The 15,343-nt window shown below is 67.9% G+C and carries 24 protein-coding genes; 19 read left to right on the top strand and 5 right to left on the bottom strand.

Annotated elements, in window-relative coordinates:
* Positions 1–3: 3 nt before the first annotated feature.
* The 5 genes from ACO2TI_RS09865 to ACO2TI_RS09885 all read right to left on the bottom strand — a co-directional run bounded on the left by ACO2TI_RS09865 (position 4) and on the right by ACO2TI_RS09885 (position 1,611).
* A complete protein-coding gene (locus ACO2TI_RS09865; RefSeq protein ID WP_423283921.1) occupies positions 4–315 on the bottom strand; it encodes a helix-turn-helix domain-containing protein in 312 nt (103 codons plus the stop codon).
* A complete protein-coding gene (locus ACO2TI_RS09870) occupies positions 312–650 on the bottom strand; it encodes a hypothetical protein (RefSeq protein WP_423283922.1) in 339 nt (112 codons plus the stop codon). The genes ACO2TI_RS09865 and ACO2TI_RS09870 overlap by 4 nt, the downstream gene beginning before the upstream one ends.
* 67 nt (positions 651–717) lie before the next feature.
* Complete coding sequence (locus ACO2TI_RS09875; protein WP_423283923.1) at positions 718–1,107, bottom strand: hypothetical protein; 390 nt, start codon at positions 1,105–1,107, stop codon at positions 718–720.
* Positions 1,104–1,370 carry a hypothetical protein gene (locus ACO2TI_RS09880; RefSeq protein ID WP_423283925.1) on the bottom strand — a complete coding sequence of 89 codons (267 nt, stop codon included), beginning with the start codon at positions 1,368–1,370 and terminating at the stop codon, positions 1,104–1,106. Before ACO2TI_RS09880 ends, ACO2TI_RS09875 begins: the two co-directional genes overlap by 4 nt.
* Positions 1,371–1,377: 7 nt before the next feature.
* Positions 1,378–1,611, bottom strand: a complete 234-nt coding sequence (locus tag ACO2TI_RS09885; protein ID WP_423283927.1) for a DNA-binding protein — start codon at positions 1,609–1,611, stop codon at positions 1,378–1,380.
* A gap of 107 nt (positions 1,612–1,718) precedes the next feature.
* Here ACO2TI_RS09885 and ACO2TI_RS09890 point away from each other — a divergent pair, with 107 nt between their 5' ends.
* The 19 genes from ACO2TI_RS09890 to ACO2TI_RS09980 all read left to right on the top strand — a co-directional run bounded on the left by ACO2TI_RS09890 (position 1,719) and on the right by ACO2TI_RS09980 (position 15,340).
* Entirely contained in the window at positions 1,719–2,291 is a 573-nt protein-coding gene (locus ACO2TI_RS09890) for a helix-turn-helix domain-containing protein (protein WP_423283929.1), read from the top strand.
* Positions 2,288–2,701 carry a hypothetical protein gene (locus tag ACO2TI_RS09895; protein WP_423283930.1) on the top strand — a complete coding sequence of 138 codons (414 nt, stop codon included), beginning with the start codon at positions 2,288–2,290 and terminating at the stop codon, positions 2,699–2,701. Before ACO2TI_RS09890 ends, ACO2TI_RS09895 begins: the two co-directional genes overlap by 4 nt.
* A 121-nt stretch (positions 2,702–2,822) precedes the next feature.
* On the top strand, positions 2,823–3,434 hold the full coding sequence (locus ACO2TI_RS09900) for a hypothetical protein (RefSeq protein ID WP_423283931.1): 612 nt from the start codon (positions 2,823–2,825) through the stop codon (positions 3,432–3,434).
* 156 nt (positions 3,435–3,590) lie between these two features.
* On the top strand, positions 3,591–3,968 hold the full coding sequence (locus ACO2TI_RS09905) for a putative holin (RefSeq protein ID WP_423283932.1): 378 nt from the start codon (positions 3,591–3,593) through the stop codon (positions 3,966–3,968).
* Positions 3,968–4,636, top strand: a complete 669-nt coding sequence (locus tag ACO2TI_RS09910; RefSeq protein ID WP_423283934.1) for a transglycosylase SLT domain-containing protein — start codon at positions 3,968–3,970, stop codon at positions 4,634–4,636. Before ACO2TI_RS09905 ends, ACO2TI_RS09910 begins: the two co-directional genes overlap by 1 nt.
* Before the next feature lie 2 nt (positions 4,637–4,638).
* Positions 4,639–5,079 (top strand): hypothetical protein, encoded by a 441-nt coding sequence (locus ACO2TI_RS09915; RefSeq protein WP_423283935.1) that lies wholly within the window; start codon positions 4,639–4,641, stop codon positions 5,077–5,079.
* A gap of 90 nt (positions 5,080–5,169) precedes the next feature.
* Complete coding sequence (locus ACO2TI_RS09920; protein ID WP_423283936.1) at positions 5,170–5,532, top strand: hypothetical protein; 363 nt, start codon at positions 5,170–5,172, stop codon at positions 5,530–5,532.
* A gap of 1 nt (position 5,533) precedes the next feature.
* The gene (locus ACO2TI_RS09925) at positions 5,534–5,857 is read left to right on the top strand and encodes a hypothetical protein (RefSeq protein WP_423283937.1); all 324 of its coding nucleotides are present in this window, start codon (positions 5,534–5,536) and stop codon (positions 5,855–5,857) included.
* Positions 5,858–5,867: 10 nt separating this feature from the next.
* Entirely contained in the window at positions 5,868–6,440 is a 573-nt protein-coding gene (locus ACO2TI_RS09930) for a phage protein Gp27 family protein (RefSeq protein ID WP_423283938.1), read from the top strand.
* A complete protein-coding gene (locus ACO2TI_RS09935; RefSeq protein WP_423283939.1) occupies positions 6,440–7,909 on the top strand; it encodes a terminase large subunit domain-containing protein in 1,470 nt (489 codons plus the stop codon). Before ACO2TI_RS09930 ends, ACO2TI_RS09935 begins: the two co-directional genes overlap by 1 nt.
* Positions 7,910–8,066: 157 nt before the next feature.
* Positions 8,067–9,749, top strand: coding sequence for a DUF935 domain-containing protein (locus ACO2TI_RS09940; RefSeq protein WP_423283940.1), 1,683 nt, complete (start codon positions 8,067–8,069; stop codon positions 9,747–9,749).
* On the top strand, positions 9,742–11,001 hold the full coding sequence (locus ACO2TI_RS09945) for a PBECR2 nuclease fold domain-containing protein (RefSeq protein WP_423283942.1): 1,260 nt from the start codon (positions 9,742–9,744) through the stop codon (positions 10,999–11,001). The genes ACO2TI_RS09940 and ACO2TI_RS09945 overlap by 8 nt, the downstream gene beginning before the upstream one ends.
* Complete coding sequence (locus ACO2TI_RS09950) at positions 10,998–11,258, top strand: hypothetical protein (protein WP_423283944.1); 261 nt, start codon at positions 10,998–11,000, stop codon at positions 11,256–11,258. The genes ACO2TI_RS09945 and ACO2TI_RS09950 overlap by 4 nt, the downstream gene beginning before the upstream one ends.
* A gap of 6 nt (positions 11,259–11,264) precedes the next feature.
* Positions 11,265–11,840 (top strand): phage virion morphogenesis protein, encoded by a 576-nt coding sequence (locus tag ACO2TI_RS09955; protein ID WP_423283945.1) that lies wholly within the window; start codon positions 11,265–11,267, stop codon positions 11,838–11,840.
* Between the two features lie 63 nt (positions 11,841–11,903).
* The gene (locus ACO2TI_RS09960; RefSeq protein ID WP_423283947.1) at positions 11,904–13,028 is read left to right on the top strand and encodes a phage protease; all 1,125 of its coding nucleotides are present in this window, start codon (positions 11,904–11,906) and stop codon (positions 13,026–13,028) included.
* A gap of 30 nt (positions 13,029–13,058) precedes the next feature.
* Positions 13,059–13,466 carry a hypothetical protein gene (locus ACO2TI_RS09965; RefSeq protein ID WP_423283949.1) on the top strand — a complete coding sequence of 136 codons (408 nt, stop codon included), beginning with the start codon at positions 13,059–13,061 and terminating at the stop codon, positions 13,464–13,466.
* 27 nt (positions 13,467–13,493) lie between these two features.
* A complete protein-coding gene (locus tag ACO2TI_RS09970) occupies positions 13,494–14,384 on the top strand; it encodes a Mu-like prophage major head subunit gpT family protein (RefSeq protein WP_423283950.1) in 891 nt (296 codons plus the stop codon).
* A 35-nt stretch (positions 14,385–14,419) separates the two neighbouring features.
* Positions 14,420–14,665 (top strand): HI1506-related protein, encoded by a 246-nt coding sequence (locus ACO2TI_RS09975; RefSeq protein WP_423283951.1) that lies wholly within the window; start codon positions 14,420–14,422, stop codon positions 14,663–14,665.
* Between the two features lie 159 nt (positions 14,666–14,824).
* On the top strand, positions 14,825–15,340 hold the full coding sequence (locus ACO2TI_RS09980) for a gp436 family protein (RefSeq protein WP_423283952.1): 516 nt from the start codon (positions 14,825–14,827) through the stop codon (positions 15,338–15,340).
* The last annotated feature ends 3 nt before the right edge of the window (positions 15,341–15,343 follow it).

Consider the following 15,343-nt stretch of genomic DNA (forward strand, 5'->3'; position numbering starts at 1 on the left):
TCCTCAGTTGTTCAGGGTGAAATTGCGTTGCATGTCGCCCAGGCGCTGCTGCTCTCGCTCGAACGAGGCCAACACGCGGAACGACAGGCGCGAGAAGCGGGTCGTGACGCAGAAGTTGCCGCTCGGCAGCTTCTCGACCCAGCCGATCGCGGCAAGATCGGCAGCCGCGCGCGTCACGTAGCTCGGCGGCACGCGCAGCGCATCGGCGATCGCCTTGTTGCTCATGCCGTGCGGCACCGCGCCGCACAGCAGCTCGAGCAGCTGCGCGCAGCGCGCGACCAGGGCGTTGGGGCCGGTGTCTGGTGCCGAGCTCATGCCAGGCCTGCCGTTGCGATTTCGGCGCGCAGCGCCTTAAGGCCGCAGCCCCAGGTCGCGCGTACCTCCTTCAGCCCGTGGCAGAGCCGAGTCCGCTCGACAGCGCTGACCAGGTCGCCGTGGTTCATCGCCAGGAACAGCGGCGTGCGGGCCTGGCGCTGTCGCTGCGACCAATCCCGGTAGGAGCGCGAGCTGCCGCAGGTCGGCCCGCACGCACTCGTGGCGCCGCTCATCGCGGCAAACCTCGCGACCTTGCAGCCGAGGCGCGTGCGCATCTTGTGCGTCACCGCGGCCAGCGCGACGTGCTCCGCCTTGATGGTGGCCGCCGCGGTCATGCCAGCGCTCCCAGGGCGATGACGACGGTGACGGCCAGTGCCAGCCAGAAGGGGTGGCGCGCGCCGTTCATGCTGCGGCTCCGAAGAGGCGAGGCATGCCGCCGACCGGGCGGCGAATCGACGGCAGGCGCGCCAGTGCCATGTGCAGGCGGTTCTGCGTGGCCGGGCTCACCAGCAGCTGCACGTCCTCGGGCCGCGGATAGGTAGGCGAGCCGTACTCGAAGCCGATCTCAAGCAGGCGCAGATCGCCGTCGATCGTCTTGCCGGCGGCGAGCTGCAGCAGCTGCTGCTCGCCGAGAAGGTCGTAGACCTCGAGGTCCTCGGCGGGCACGTTCCAGGCGTAGCAGACCGCCTCCTCGACGTGGTCCAGCTGATCGCGGCCGAAGGCCTCGAAGAAGACGATGCGCTCGGCATCGTGGATGCGCGAACGCACTCGCGCGCGGAAGAGCTTGGTCACAGCGGCTTTCTCCTGATGACGACGGCGGCCAGGCCGGCCGCAAGCACCCGCAGCAGCGCGTTCGCGCGGCGGCGGGGAGTGAGGAAGGCGCGCTGGATGGCCTCGGCGTCAGCGCTGGGGATGGGCGGTTGCTGGAGGTGGGCGCAGCCGATGCGGATGCCGGCGGGCGTGACGACGCACCCGCCTTCGATGCGCAGGAAGCCGGGCCGCGAGCGCATCGGCTCGTGGCGCGGCAAGTCGAGGTGACGCTGCGACCGCTGCATGGCGACCTCAGAGCACCTGGCTCGGGTCGTTGACGATCTCGCCGCGCTTGAGACCGAGCGCGACGGCAGCGCGGTGAGCCTGCCCGCGCAGGCCCTTCTTGCGGCCGGCGAGAAGGTCGAACACCAGCGCGGTGCTGAAGCCATGCGCGACGGCCCAGCTGCTGATCGAGACGCCCTTGCGGGTGAACTCGTCACGCACCTGGGCTGGCGTGCGGATCGTCTTCGCGGCGCGAACGCTCATCTGGAGTACCCTTCTCAATCGAGTCAGTTAGTGCTTTTTTGGGATAGCGAATGTCGATTTGTGGATGCAGTGTAGCAGTCCACAAATCGACTGCGCAAGGGGGGTGTTTGAACTACTTCGAATTCGAGCGAGCGGTCCTCCGGCTCAAGGAGATCGTCGGCGTGCAGACCGACGTGGAGCTGGCCGCTCTTCTGGGCATGGAGAAGAGCGCCTTCAACAAGCGCAAGGCCCGCGGCTCGTTCCCGAAGGAGGCAGTCGAGGCATTGGTCGCGGCGCGGCCTGATCTACAAATCGACATGCACTACGTCATCACGGGCGAGACGCAGCTGCAGCGGGCGCAGCGCGAGGCCGGCCACGTGTTCGGGAAAAGCGCCGGACTTCTCCGTCAAATCCGCGAGCTGATCGACCAGGGGCCGCAGGACGATGCGGAGGTCCAGCTGGTCGAGGACTGGCGGCGCTGCGACCCGCCGGATCGCAAGACGGTCAGCGAGCTGGCCGCACGGCTGGCGAAGCGATCTCCAGACGCGGCTACATCTACCCAGCGCGGCAAGGCGACCGGTCCGTCGTCGCCATCGCCCAGGCCCACGACCAGCGTGAAGCAACACTTCAACGCATCGGTCGGTCAGGCCGCGGGCCGCGATGTCGTCAACTACGACCGCGGCAAAGGGAGAAAACGTTGACCAATCAGGTCTACCACGCACCCGTGCGCCAGGTTGCTGGTCGCGACATCTTCAACATCACCCAATCGGATGCGCCGAACTACTGGGAGTGGAGCACCGAGCAGTTGCAGGCTGCTGAGCGGCTCTACCGCGGCAAGCTTTCGACGGCGCGTTGGGAGATGTGGACTTCACGCTGGCTGCTGCTCATGCTGGTGGGCCTGCTGGGCAGCTTTGCGTTGCTGATGGTGATCATCACCAATGGGCTCACGGCGCGCCCCGAAGTGTTCTTCGGCGGCATCGCGTTGCAGGCGGGCTTGGTGATGTGGCCGATGCACCACGTGCAGCGCGAGCGCCGCCTCTATGGCCGCGCCATCCGCAGCTACCTCGCGCAGCTGTGGGAAATCGAACAGGTGCTCTTCGAGCGACGCTAGCCGCCTCCCCCGCAGAGGGGTTGCCAGCGCTGCAGGCGCCACCGAAAGTGCAGCGGCAGACTGCAGAAAGACGTAGTCCACCTACAGAAAAACGTACTCGGTCACATTCAAGGGGGTTCCGATGAACAAGATCTTTGCGATCGCGCTGATCGCATGCGCCGCGCTGAGCGCCGGCTGCGCCACGAAGAACTACGGACGCCAGGGCGAGCTCACTAGTGTGGAGCGCAGCTCGATGACCTGCCGCGAGCTCGAGCTCGAGACGGCGAAGGTGCACGGCTTTTTGCAGCGCGTCGAAAAGGAGAGCGAGTTCGACGCACGCTCCGTGCTCAGCTTCCTCGGCGACTTCGGCGTCGGCAACGTGATGGAGAAGTCCAGCGCGGTCGAGAGCGCGAATACACGCCTGGCTCAACTGCAGCAGGTCCGCACGCAACGGGGTTGCACGGCAACGGTGGCTCAGCCGCCGGCGGCGGCACCGGCCGACCCAACGCCATCGCCGACGGCTGCGGTGCCGGGTCCTGCGTCGGCCGCGCCGACGGTGGCTGCAGCGCCCGAGGTGCAGCGCGGCCAAGAGGCCTACCAGGTCGAAAGCATGGCACGGCAGAATCGCTGCGCCGATGCACGCGCCAACCTGGTCGCCAAGGGGCCGGCGTCGGAGACCTATGCGGTGAGCTGCGCTGGCGGCGAGTCGTTGATGGTCCGCTGCGAATTCGGCAAGTGCCGCTTCATGCAGTGACGTGACCCTGGCCGCTCGGGAGAGCGGCACCCTCGCGCGCGCGCGGCGCGCATCACCGGAAATCTGAACCGGTTCCCAAGACTCGCTTGCACCTCGACACGAGACTGATGCCCGTTGATCCCGGGGCGTCGGCCCCGCTGTCGAGGAGGGCGAGTCATGTTCCTGCTTTCTGGTGTGCGCGAGCGCATTCCCGCGCTGCTGAAGCTGCCGCGCACCACGCTGTGGCTGATGGTCGCCGCCGCATTGCTGCTGGCCGTGGCTCTGGTGTCCCTCGTTCAGCTGCCCGTCGTGCTCTACAAGTGCGCACTCATCGCGATCGGAGCGGTGCTGGGCTACTGGGTCGACCGGGGCCTCTTCCCGTACTCGCGGCCCGACGGCTACCTGGAACGCGATTGGCGGCTGGGTACGGACGAACCGCAGGGTGACGCGGACTTCCGCGTCGTGGCGGAGTACCAGCCGATCTTCATCGCTGCGCTGCTGCGCCGCGCTGTCATCGTTGCCGCGGTGATCGTCGGCTTGGCCACGGGGCTGTGATGACACGCCTTCTTCTGGCAAAGACGCGGGCTGTCGGGGCGTCTTGCTGCGATCTCGCCTGGTGGTGGGCACAGCGAGCGCTGGTGCTGTTCCCGGTGTTCGCGCTGGCCGCGCCGCCGGCGCCCCCTCCGGTCTCGGCTGCCTACCGAGTCGAGCTCGTGCGCTCGGCGCGCTCGGTCTGGGGCCTCGATGCACCGATCGCCACTTTGGCAGCGCAGGTGCATCAGGAATCCGCCTGGAATCCACGTGCGGTGTCGCACGTCGGCGCTGCCGGGCTCGCTCAGTTCATGCCGGCAACCTCGAGCTGGATCTCGCGCATCGATCCGCAGCTCGCGGCGAACGAACCCTTCAATCCGACCTGGTCGCTGCGCGCGCTGGCCAGCTATGACCTGTGGCTGCACGAGCGAGTCGCAGGGCGCGACGGGTGTCAGCGTTTCGCGATGGTGCTGTCCGCCTACAACGGCGGGCTGGGCTGGGTGAACCGCGACAAGGCGTTGGCGGCGCGGCAGGGTCTGGATCCACTGCTGTGGTTCGGCTCTGTCGAGACCGTCAATGCCGGTCGCGCGCCCGGCCACTGGCGCGAGAACCGCGACTACCCGCGTCGCATCCTGCTGCGCCACGAGCGCACCTATGTCGACGCCGGCTGGGGCCGAGGGGTTTGCACGTGACGATGCCACTGACCAAGGTCACCGCTGCGGTGCTGATCTGCGTGGGCCTGGTGCCGGGATTGGCGCTCGGCGCGCTGAGCGGCCAGCTCTGGGGACTGTCGCAAGGCAAGCAGCTGCAGCGTGGCAAAGAGGCCGAACAGCACGTGCGGGACCTCAACGCGATCATCGATTCGCACACCGGGCTGATCACGCAGGCAGCCGATGCGAGCGCTGCCCTGCGCCTGGCAATGAACCGCCGCGCCGCGGCGGACGCGGAGAGCACCGAGGAGCTGAAACGTGCGCTCAACTCTGATGCGGCTCGCCGCGCTGATTGCTTGTTCAGTGCTGACGTCATGCGCCAGCTCGCCGAGGCCCGTGCACGGGCTGCCGCCGCCGCAGCCGGCGGAATTGCAGGTGGGATGCCCACAGGACCTGCCGGCGCCGGCGAGCGCTCAGGCCGATGACGTCATGGTGGCCCTCAAGCAGATGTACGACGCCTACGCCAGATGCGCAGGCCTGGTGATCGAGCGACTCCAGTACCCGCGGAAGACGCAATGACCAACATCCAGATCGAGCTCTGGCAGCTGATCACCCTGCTGATCACGCTGCTGCTGGCCTTCTTCGGCGCCGTCGCCGCCGCCGGAAAGATGCTGCTCGACCAGACCGGACGCAGCCTCGACGAACGCTTCACCAAGCTGCAGGACCAGCTCGACGAGATACAGGAGGCGAACCGCGAAGAGGCCAAGCAGTGGAAGCGCGTCGAACGCGAGCTCATGGAGCTCAAGGCCGAGTTGCCGCAGCGCTTCGTGATGCGGGAGGACTACGTGCGCGGTCAGAGCGTCGTCGAAGCCAAGCTCGACGGCCTGGCTGTGCGAATCGAGAACTTGCAGCTGCGCACCGCAGCTCGGGGAGACTGACGTGCGACAAACCGAGGTGCCGATCGACACCGCGCGCATCCGCCGCGAAGCGCTGCGCTGGCTGATCCTGCTGACGCTCAACAACGCGCGCCCGATGGGCGCCTACGAGGGCCCGATCCTGGCCGTCGCCCAGAGCGAGTATCCCGATGCCACGCCGCTCGAGCTGCGGCGCGAACTCGACTACCTGGACGAGCGCAAGCTGGTGCAGGTCAAGAAGGAGCCGACCGGCCGCTGGCATGCCGAGCTGACGCGCGACGGCGTCGATGTCGCGGAGTACACGGTCGACTGCGAGCCCGGCATCGCGCGGCCGGCGAAGTACTGGTGAGGTCGCCGCCGTGGCCCGCAAGAGCACGATCAGCCGGCTGCCGGCGGAGATCAAGAGCTACATCGAGGCGATGCTCGCCACCGGCGCACAGACCCTCGACGAGCTGATCACCGACCTGCAGGAGCGCTTCCCGGCGGAGTCGAAGGCTGGGAGCCTGCCGAGTCGCAGCGCGCTCGGCCGCTATGGGCAAAAGCTCGATCGGCGCCTGGCGGCGATCCGCGCCAGCACGGAGGCCGCCAAGCTCATCCGCGAGCAGGCCGGAGATGACAAGGACGCGCGCAGCGAGGCCCTTACCGCGCTGGTGCAGACCGAGCTCTTCGAGGCGATCCTGCAGCTGCAGGATGCCGATGATCCCGACCTCGAGCCTGGCGATCGCGTCGCGATGCTGAGCTCGGCCGCCAAGAACATCGCTACGCTGTCGCGCAGCTCGGTGAACCTCAAGAAGTTCCAGGCCGAGGTCGAGGAGCGCGCACGCAAGCAGCTGCTCGACGAGCAGCGCGCGAAGCTCGAGGCGATGCCCAACAAGGGCGGCGTGACGGCGGAGACCAAGGCGGCGATCCGCGAGGCGCTGGGGATCGTCTGATGACCCAGCACAAGGGCCGCGCCAAGATCATCCCTGCCGACCCGCAGGCGATCTTCCTGCAGTTCCAGGCCAAGTGGATCAAGGACGATTCGCGCCTCAAGCTCATGGAGAAGAGCCGTCAGATCGGCATCAGCTGGTCGACGGCCTACGCCGCTGACGAGCGCGCCGCCGCGCAGGGCGCGCGCTACGACGAGTGGGTCAGCAGCCGCGACGACATCCAAGCGCGCCTGTTCCTCGAGGACTGCAAGCTCTTTGCGGGCCTGATGAACCTGGCCGCCCAGGATCTGGGCGAGCAGGTGCTCGACCCGGAGAAGAAGATCAGCGCCTACGTGCTGGCGTTCGCCAGCGGCCGACGCATCCACAGCATGAGCTCGAACCCCGATGCGCAGGCCGGCAAGCGTGGCAGTCGCATCCTCGACGAGTTCGCGCTGCACCCTGACCAGCGCAAGCTGTGGGCGATCGCCTACCCCGGCATCACATGGGGCGGCTCGATGGAGGTGATCTCCACGCACCGCGGCTCGCACAGCTTCTTCAATCAGCTGATCCGCGAGATCGTCGAGAAGGGCAACCCGAAGCGCATCAGCCACCACCGTGTGACGCTGCAGAACGCGCTCGAGCAGGGTTTCCTCTGGAAGCTGCAGCAGTCGCTGCCGGCTGACGCCGAGCAGCAGGCCATGACCGAGGCGGAGTACTTCGACTGGGTGAAGGCCGGCGCCGCGGACGCCGAGAGCTTCGACCAGGAGTACATGTGCATCCCGGCCGACGACGATGCAAAGTTCCTCGAGTACCTGCTGATCACGTCTTGCGAGTACTCCCGCGGCGTCGACTGGGAGCGCGAGCTCGAGGGGCCGTTCCTCGGCCCGCTGTACGTCGGCGTCGACATTGGCCGCAAGAAGGACCTGACGGTCATCTGGATCCTCGAGAAGCTCGGCGACGTGTTCTACACGCGCAAGGTCATCGCCCTGCAGAACATGCGAAAGAGCGAGCAGGAGAAGATCCTCTACCCGTGGCTGGAGCGGTGTCAGCGCGCTTGCATCGACGCGACGGGCCTGGGCATTGGCTGGGCCGACGATGCTCAGGACCGCTTCGGGGAAAGCCGCGTCGAGGCCGTCACGTTCACGGGTCCGGTCAAGGAGGCGCTGGCTTATCCGGTCCGCGGCGCGTTCGAAGACCGAAAGCTGCGCATCCCCGAGGACCCGACGATTCGCGCCGACTTGCGCAAGGTCCAGAAGATCACGACCGCTGCCGGGAACATCCGGTTCGTCGCTGAGAGCACGCCCGATGGCCACGCGGACCGTTTCTGGGCGCTCGGCTTGGCGCTGCATGCCGGCTCGAACGCCTCAGCGCCGATCGAGTTCACCGCCGGCGTCACCTACGCACGCGGCATGGAGCGAGCTGCCGACAGCGGAGATTCGGACGCCGAGCGTCGCGGCGATGTGATCTGGGTCCCGGAGCCGGGCGCATGGTGACCTGGCCGCTCGTGGAATTCGGGCCGCCAGGCGCTTTTCAGGCGCCGGTGGCTACATCGCCCCGTCTCGTCGTCGATCGCGTCTTCCAGGGGGTTGCAGCGGGGTTGCAGCGACATGGCCGGGACAGGGCCCGAGCCGACCGAACGGAGAACACACGATGACCATCCCCCAGATCCTCGGGCCGGACGGTCGGCCGATCGAACGCGCCGCCCTTTCCGACCTGGCCGAACCGCAGACGGCGCGGCTGACGCACCTGCAGCGCGAGTTCGCCCGGCACCCTTCGCGCGGCCTGACACCGAGCCGGTTGGCCAACATCCTCGACACCGCCGAGCAGGGCGACATCGTCGCCCAGTACGAGCTGTTCGAGGACATGGAAGAAAAGGACGGGCACATCGCGGCGGAGATGGGCAAGCGTCGCCGCGCGCTGCTGCTCGACTGGGACTTGGTCGACCCGGTGAATGCCAGCGCTGCGGAGAAGAAGCGGACCAAGCAGATCGAGGAACTGGTGCGCCAGATCCCCGACTTCGAGGACATGTTGTTCGATCTGACCGATTCGATCGGCAAGGGCTTCGTGAACCTCGAGATCGAGTGGCGACGCGAGGGTCGCGCCTGGCTGCCGGCCAAGATCACCCACCGGCCGCAGACCTGGTTCATGACGCACCGCGGCCAGCAGCAAGAGATTCGCCTGCGCAGCAACACGAGCGTCGACGGCGTGATGGGTGAGCCACTGCGCCCGTTCGGTTGGATCACCCATGTCCACAAGGCCAAGAGCGGCTACATCGAACGCACGGCGCTGTTCCGTCAGCTGGTCTGGCCCTACCTCTTCAAGAACTACAGCCTCGGCGACCTGGCGGAGTTCCTGGAGGTCTATGGCATCCCCGTGCGCCTGGGCAAGTACCCCAGGAGCGCCAGCGAGGCGGAGAAGGCAACGCTGCTGCGCGCGCTGGCCGGTATCGGCCACAAGGCCTCGGGCATCGTGCCCGAGGGGATGATGATCGAGTTCCAGAAGGCGGCGGAGGGCGACCCGGCCTCGTTCGAGCTGATGATCAACGTCTGCGAACGCACCGAGAGCAAGGTCATCCTTGGCGGCACGCTGACGAGCGGCGCAGACGGCAAGAGCAGCACCAACGCGCTGGGCAACGTGCACAACGAGGTGCGAAAGGATCTGCGCGATGCCGACGTGCGGCAGATCAACTCGACGCTGTCGCGCGACCTCGTCTACGCAATCGCCGTTCTCAACGGCCTGGCGCCCGACGGTATTGGGCGTTGCGGCCGCTTCCGGCTCAACGCGGAAGAGCCTGAGGACATGGCGAGCTATGCCGAGTCGCTGCCCGGCCTCGTCAAGCTGGGCGTGCGGCCGACGGTGCAATGGGTCCATGAGAAGCTCGGCATTCCACAGGCGGAAGAAGGCGAGGAAGTGCTGGGCATGCCGCCCGAGCCGCCTCCGCCCGCGCCGCCGGTGCCGGGCCAGCCGCCCGCTCAGGTGCCACCGCCGGAGGTGGCTGCAGCGACCGCGCTGGTGTCGGCCATGTTCGCCGCGTTGGCGGCGCGCCCCCCAGCCGCGGCCGCGACGGCGATCGCGCAGCCCATCGAGCTGATGCGCACGCAGTTGGCGCGCGACGTCGCGCCGGCAACGCAGCAATGGATCGACCAGGTGCGCACGCTGGTGGAGCGGGTGAGCTCGCTGCAAGAGCTGCGCGACGGGCTCGAGCAGCTGCTGCCGGACATGGACCTGCAGCAGTACGCAGACGCGATGGCTCAGGCTCTGGCGGCCGCCGCGCTGGCCGGGCGCTACGAGATCCTGCAGGAGGCCGCCGCCGGCGGCGCCGGCCGTGCCTGACGCTGCCGCGGCCTACGGCTCGCTGCCGTTTCGGGAGCAAAGCGAGTTCTTCCGGCGCAAGCTCAACCTGCCGACCGCGGCCTGGACCGACGTCTACACGCGCGAGCACGACTGGGCGTTCGTCGTCGCAGGCGCGACCCGGGATGCGATCGTGGCTGACTTCCGGGGCGCGATCGAGCGCGCGATCGCCGACGGCACCACGCTCGAGGAGTTCCGGCGCGACTTCGACCGCATCGTCGCGACGCACGGCTGGGACTACCGCGGCGGGCGCGAATGGCGCAGCCGCGTGATCTACGAGACGAACCTGACCACGAGCTACGCGGCCGGGCGCAACGAACAGCTGCGCAACGGCCCGCGCACGCCGTTCTGGCAGTACGTGCATGCCGACTGGGTCGAGCACCCCCGCGCTCAGCACGTGGCCTGGGATGGCCTGGTGCTCGATGCGTCGGATCCGTGGTGGGAGCAGCATTTCCCGCCGAACGGATGGGGCTGCCAGTGCTCGGTGCGCGGACTGTCGCTGCGAGATCTGGAGCAGCTTGGGAAGTCCGGGCCCGACCAGGCGCCTGAGGTGACGATGGTCGAGCACACCATCGGCCAGCGCAGCCCCAATGGGCCGCGCAAGGTCCGGGTGCCGGAAGGCATCGACCCCGGCTTCGAGTACACGCCCGGCGCCTCGAGGCTGAACAGCTCGATCCCGCCGCAGCGGCCGGAACCGCCGTTGCCAGGCAACCAAGGCGGGCCTGGCCTGCCGAACCTGCGGGCGCCTGGACCGATGCCGCCGCCGCGGCCGTTTCCGGCTTCCGAGCTGCTGCCTGGCGGGCTGCGCGATCGCGACTACGCCGGCGAGTTTCTGCAGGCCTTCGGCGCGACGCTCGAGCAGCCGCGGGTGTTCACCGACGCGATCGGCGAGCGCCTGGTGATCGGTCGCGCCCTGTTCGAAGACGGCGCCGGCGAGCTGCAGGCCGATCGCGGTGGCCGCGGCCGCACCCTGCCGCTGGTCGCGCAGGCGCTGCTCGATCCGGACGAGATCTGGGCGCGCGTGGAATGGGATTACGACAGCAGCAAGGCCGTCGTGCGGCGCCGCTATCTCGCCCAGTTCGACGTCGGCCAGGCTTCCCCGGCCGTGGTCGTCGTGGAGTTCGGGCAGGACGGTTGGGCTGGGCTGACCAGCCTGACCGACAACACGGGCGTGGCCGACGACTGGCGCGTCGGTGTGCGACTGTTCCGCCGGCCGCAGGAGGACGACCAGTGAAGATGACCTGCACGCACAAGGGCTGGTTTGGCATCTGCCCGGTCCACATCGGCGACCTCTATGGGCAGGCGCCGCTGGTCGTCGAGCGGCATTGGGTCTTCGTGCCGTTGCTGGTGCTGAGCGAAGCGCTGTTCGAAGTGATGCTTCAGCTGACGGCGCTGGCCAACCCCGAACTCGAGCTCGAATGGCCGCTGATGATCACGGGCGAGCTCGCGGTCCCTCGCGCCATCGAGATCGACGAACAACCGACCGAGTGACCGCGCATGGCCGGTACCACGCTCATCATCGACCTCGATCTGCAGCGCGCTCCCGAGCGTCTGGAGAAGGTCGAGCGACTGCTGGCCAGCCCGGGGCCGCTGCTCGCTGAACTCGGCGAGTACCTGGGCGCGTCGACGCAGGATCGATTCAAGGCGCAGGTGGCCCCCGACGGTTCGACCTGGCAGGCGCTGTCGCCGCGGTACTTGAAGCGCAAGCGCCGCAACAAGGACAAGATCCTCACCCTCCGAGGCTTCCTGCGCGGCCAGATCGCCTACCAGGTCGAGGGCAGCGATACCGTTGCCGTCGGCACGAATCGGGCCTATGGCGCGATTCACCAGTTCGGGGGCGAGATCAGCATCGCGGCCAGGTCGCAGAACGTGTACCGTCGCGCCAACAAGGCCGGCGAGCTGAGCCGCAAGTTCGCCAAGAAGGCGAGCAAGGGCGCCGTGGCCCAGCGTGTCACCATCGGCGCGCACACGATCAAGATGCCGGCGCGCCCCTTCCTTGGCCTGTCTGATCGCGATCGGCTCGAGGTGCGTGAGCGAACAGCCGAGTTCCTCCGCGAGCTGTTGAGCAGCTGAGGGCCGCAGACAATCTGAACTCGTTCCGATGATGCGCGGGGCGTGCGAACCGACGATGCGCCCATGCATCGCCGAACCGCACTCACCGCAGCAGTAGGGCTCGCGCTCGCCGCCTGCGCCTTCGAGTTGCCCGCGCTCGAGGGAGGCAGCCATGTAATCGAGCTCCAGTTCGTGCCCGCCGGTGCGTTCCGGCCCAGCGACGGCCGGGAGATGCCCGTCGACGCCTGGCGCATCGACGCTGCCAGCGCCAGCCGCGTGATCGAGCGCTTCCGCCAGCGCAAGACGCCGCCGGTCATCGACTACGAGCACCAGACCCTCAACAAGGAAGCCAACGGCCAACCCGCGCCGGCGGCCGCCTTCATCAAGGACCTGGTCTGGCGCGAGGGGCGTGGCCTGTTCGCCGTCGCCGAGCTCACGCAGCGTGCGAGCGATCTGATCGGCGCCAAGGAATACCGCTACTTCAGCCCCGTCTTCACCTTCGACAAGCAGACGGGCACGGTTCTCGAGGTGCTGATGGGCGCCTTGACCAACTCGCCTGCGATCGACGGCATGGAGCCGTTGGCGCTGCGCGCAGCCGCCACTTTCGGCATTGCTTCCACCCAGGAGGACCACTCCATGAACAAGCTGCTCGCGGCGATGATCGCCGCGTTCGGTCTCGAGCAGACCGCCACCGAAGACCAAGCCATCGCCGCGCTGACCGCGATCGGCCCGATCAAGGACCTGAGCGCTTCGCTCGCCAGCGTGCGCAAGGCGCTCGAGCTCGACGACAAGGCCGATGGCGCCGCGCTGGTGGCCGCCTGCACGCAGCTGAAGGCGGCGAGCGCGGATCCGGCCAAGTTCGCCCCGGTTTCGGTGGTCACGCAGCTGCAGGGCCAGGTCGCGACGCTGACCGCGCGCCTGCAGGAAGACGAAGTCACCAAGCTCATCGAGCCCGCGCTAGCCGACGGCCGCTTGCTGGCTGGCGAGCAGGAAGCCTGGGCTCGCGAACTGGGCAAGAAGGACATCGCGGCGCTCACGTCGTTCCTCAAGACCGCGCAACCGATCGCGGCGCTCGGTGGCACCCAGACCAAGGGCAAGAAGCCCGAGGGCGGCGCCGACGGTGCGCTCAGCGCCGACGAGCTGGCGGTGTGCAGCCGCATGGGCCTGACCGTCGAGCAGTTCAAGGCGGGCGCGACCGCGCAGGCCTGACCCACCGCCACCCCACTCAAGGAGCGCAACGTGGCCCTCACTAAAGACCGTGACACCCCGCGCCGCGACGGCGTGGACTTCTCCGCCCCGCTGGCGGCCGCGACCGTCATGCATGCCGGCTCGCTGTTCTGCATCAACGCCGCGGGCTACGGCACGCCCGGCGCCGTCTCGACCACGCTCAAGTGCGTCGGCGTAACGCAGGCGCGCGCGGACAACAGCGCCGGCGCCGCGGGCGCGGTGAGCGGCACGTACCGCAAGGGCGTGTTCCGCTTCAAGAACTCGGCGGCGGGCGACCTGATCGCGCTCGCCGACGTCAACGCCGACTGCTACATCGTCGACGACGAGACGGTCGCGAAGACCAACGGCGGCAACACGCGCAGCGTGGCCGGAAAGATCGTGGACGTGGACGCCGACGGCGTCTGGGTCCGCGTCGGCTGATCTCGCGGCTTCTAGGAGCGAACCACCATGATCATCAACAACAGCAACCTGGCCATCCTGAACCAGGCCTTCAACGCTGCCTTCAAAGGCGCGTTCGCAGTCGTCAAACCGATGTCCGGCGCGATCGCGATGCCGGTGCCGTCGAGCGCCCGCGAGGAGAAGTACGGCTGGCTGGGCGCGACCACCCGCTTCCGCGAGTGGATCGGCGATCGCCAGATCCAGAACCTCAAGAATCACGACTACAGCATCAAGAACAAGACGTTCGAGAACACTGTCGGCGTGCCTCGCGAGGACATCGAAGACGACCAGTACGGTGTCTACACGCCGCTGGTGCAGCAGCTCGGCCAAGACGCGGCCTTGCACCCCGACTCGCTGGTGTTCGCGCTGCTCGCCGCCGGAGACAGCACGCTGTGCTACGACGGCCAGTACTTCTTCGACACCGACCACCCGGTGGGCAAGCAAGGTTCCGAGGTCAGCGTGAGCAACCACGGCGGCGGCGCGAGCACGCCCTGGTTCCTGCTCGACACCAGCAAGGTGGTCAAGCCGATCATCCTGCAGAAGCGCCGCGACTATCAGCTGACCGCGAAGACGGACCTGAAGGATGACAACGTCTTCGACCGCAAGGAGTTCGTCTGGGGCGTCGACGCGCGGCTCAACGTCGGCTTCGGCCTGTGGCAGACCGCGTACATGTCGAAGCAAACGCTCGACGTGACGAACTACGCGGCAGCTCGCGCGGCCATGATGAGCTTCAAGAGCGACGCCGGCCAGCCGCTGGCGATCACGCCGAAGCTGCTCGTCGTGCCGCCGAGCCTCGAGAAGGCTGCGCTCGATGTCGTCCAGGCCGAGCGCCTGGCCAACGGCGCGACCAACACCTACCGCAACACCGCCGAAGTGCTGGTCTGCCCCTGGCTCGCCTGAGCCTGAGCGAACCACCACGACAAGGAGATTCGCACATGGCCAAGACGAACAACAGCAAGCCGGCTGCGCAGCGCGTCGCCGGCGCGCCGATCAAGGCGCTCAAGGTGATCTCGCGTCGCGACAGTTTCCGTCGCGCAGGCTTCGAGTTCACCGGCGAGGCGAAGACGCTCCCGCTCGACGAACTCACCGACGACCAGGTCGAGGCTCTGAAGGCCGAGCCGCTGCTCGTCGTGAGCGAGGTCGACATCGAGCCTGAGAAGGCGGAGACGCCGGCGACCTGATACCACCCCAAGGAGGGGCAACGATCCCGCGGCCTCGCTCGAGAGGCTGCCGGGGAGCCCAAGTCGAGCTCAAACCGCCAACCTCATGCCGGGGCTGGATAACGGTGGATGGTGTTGGCATAGCCCCGGCAATCTCTTCAACGCCACGCAACGACCGTCATGCCCTACGTGTCTCATGCCGAACTCGCCGAGCGTCCCGGTGCGCGCGAGCTGGCCCAGGTGGCCAGCCCCGACCACAAGGACATCGTCGACTACGGCCTCATGGACGTGACGCTGCGCGGCGAGGATCGCAGCGCCTGGACCGCCGAAGAGCAAGAAGCTGCCGACGCGGCGATCGTTCGAGTCGACGACGCGGTCCGCGAGGCCGATGGCGTGATCGACGGCTTCCTGGCGCGCCGCTACACGCTGCCGCTGACCGCTCCGGTGCCGCCGGTGGTCACCGGCTGGTCGCGCGCGATCGCGCGCTACCTGTTGCACAAGGACCGCCAGTCGCTGGACAAGGACGATCCGATCGTGCGCGACTACCGCGAGGCGCTTCGTCTGCTGCAGCTCGCGGCTGACGGCAAGTTCACGCTCGGCATCGGCGATGAGACGGTCGAGTCGAACGGTGGCGATGTGCAGATCGTGAGCGACGCGGCCGTGTTCGGTCGCGATCAGCTCAAGGCCTTCCGGTAGACG

This window comes from Caldimonas sp. KR1-144 (assembly GCF_049446155.1).
Taxonomy (GTDB): Bacteria; Pseudomonadota; Gammaproteobacteria; order Burkholderiales; family Burkholderiaceae_C; genus Rivibacter.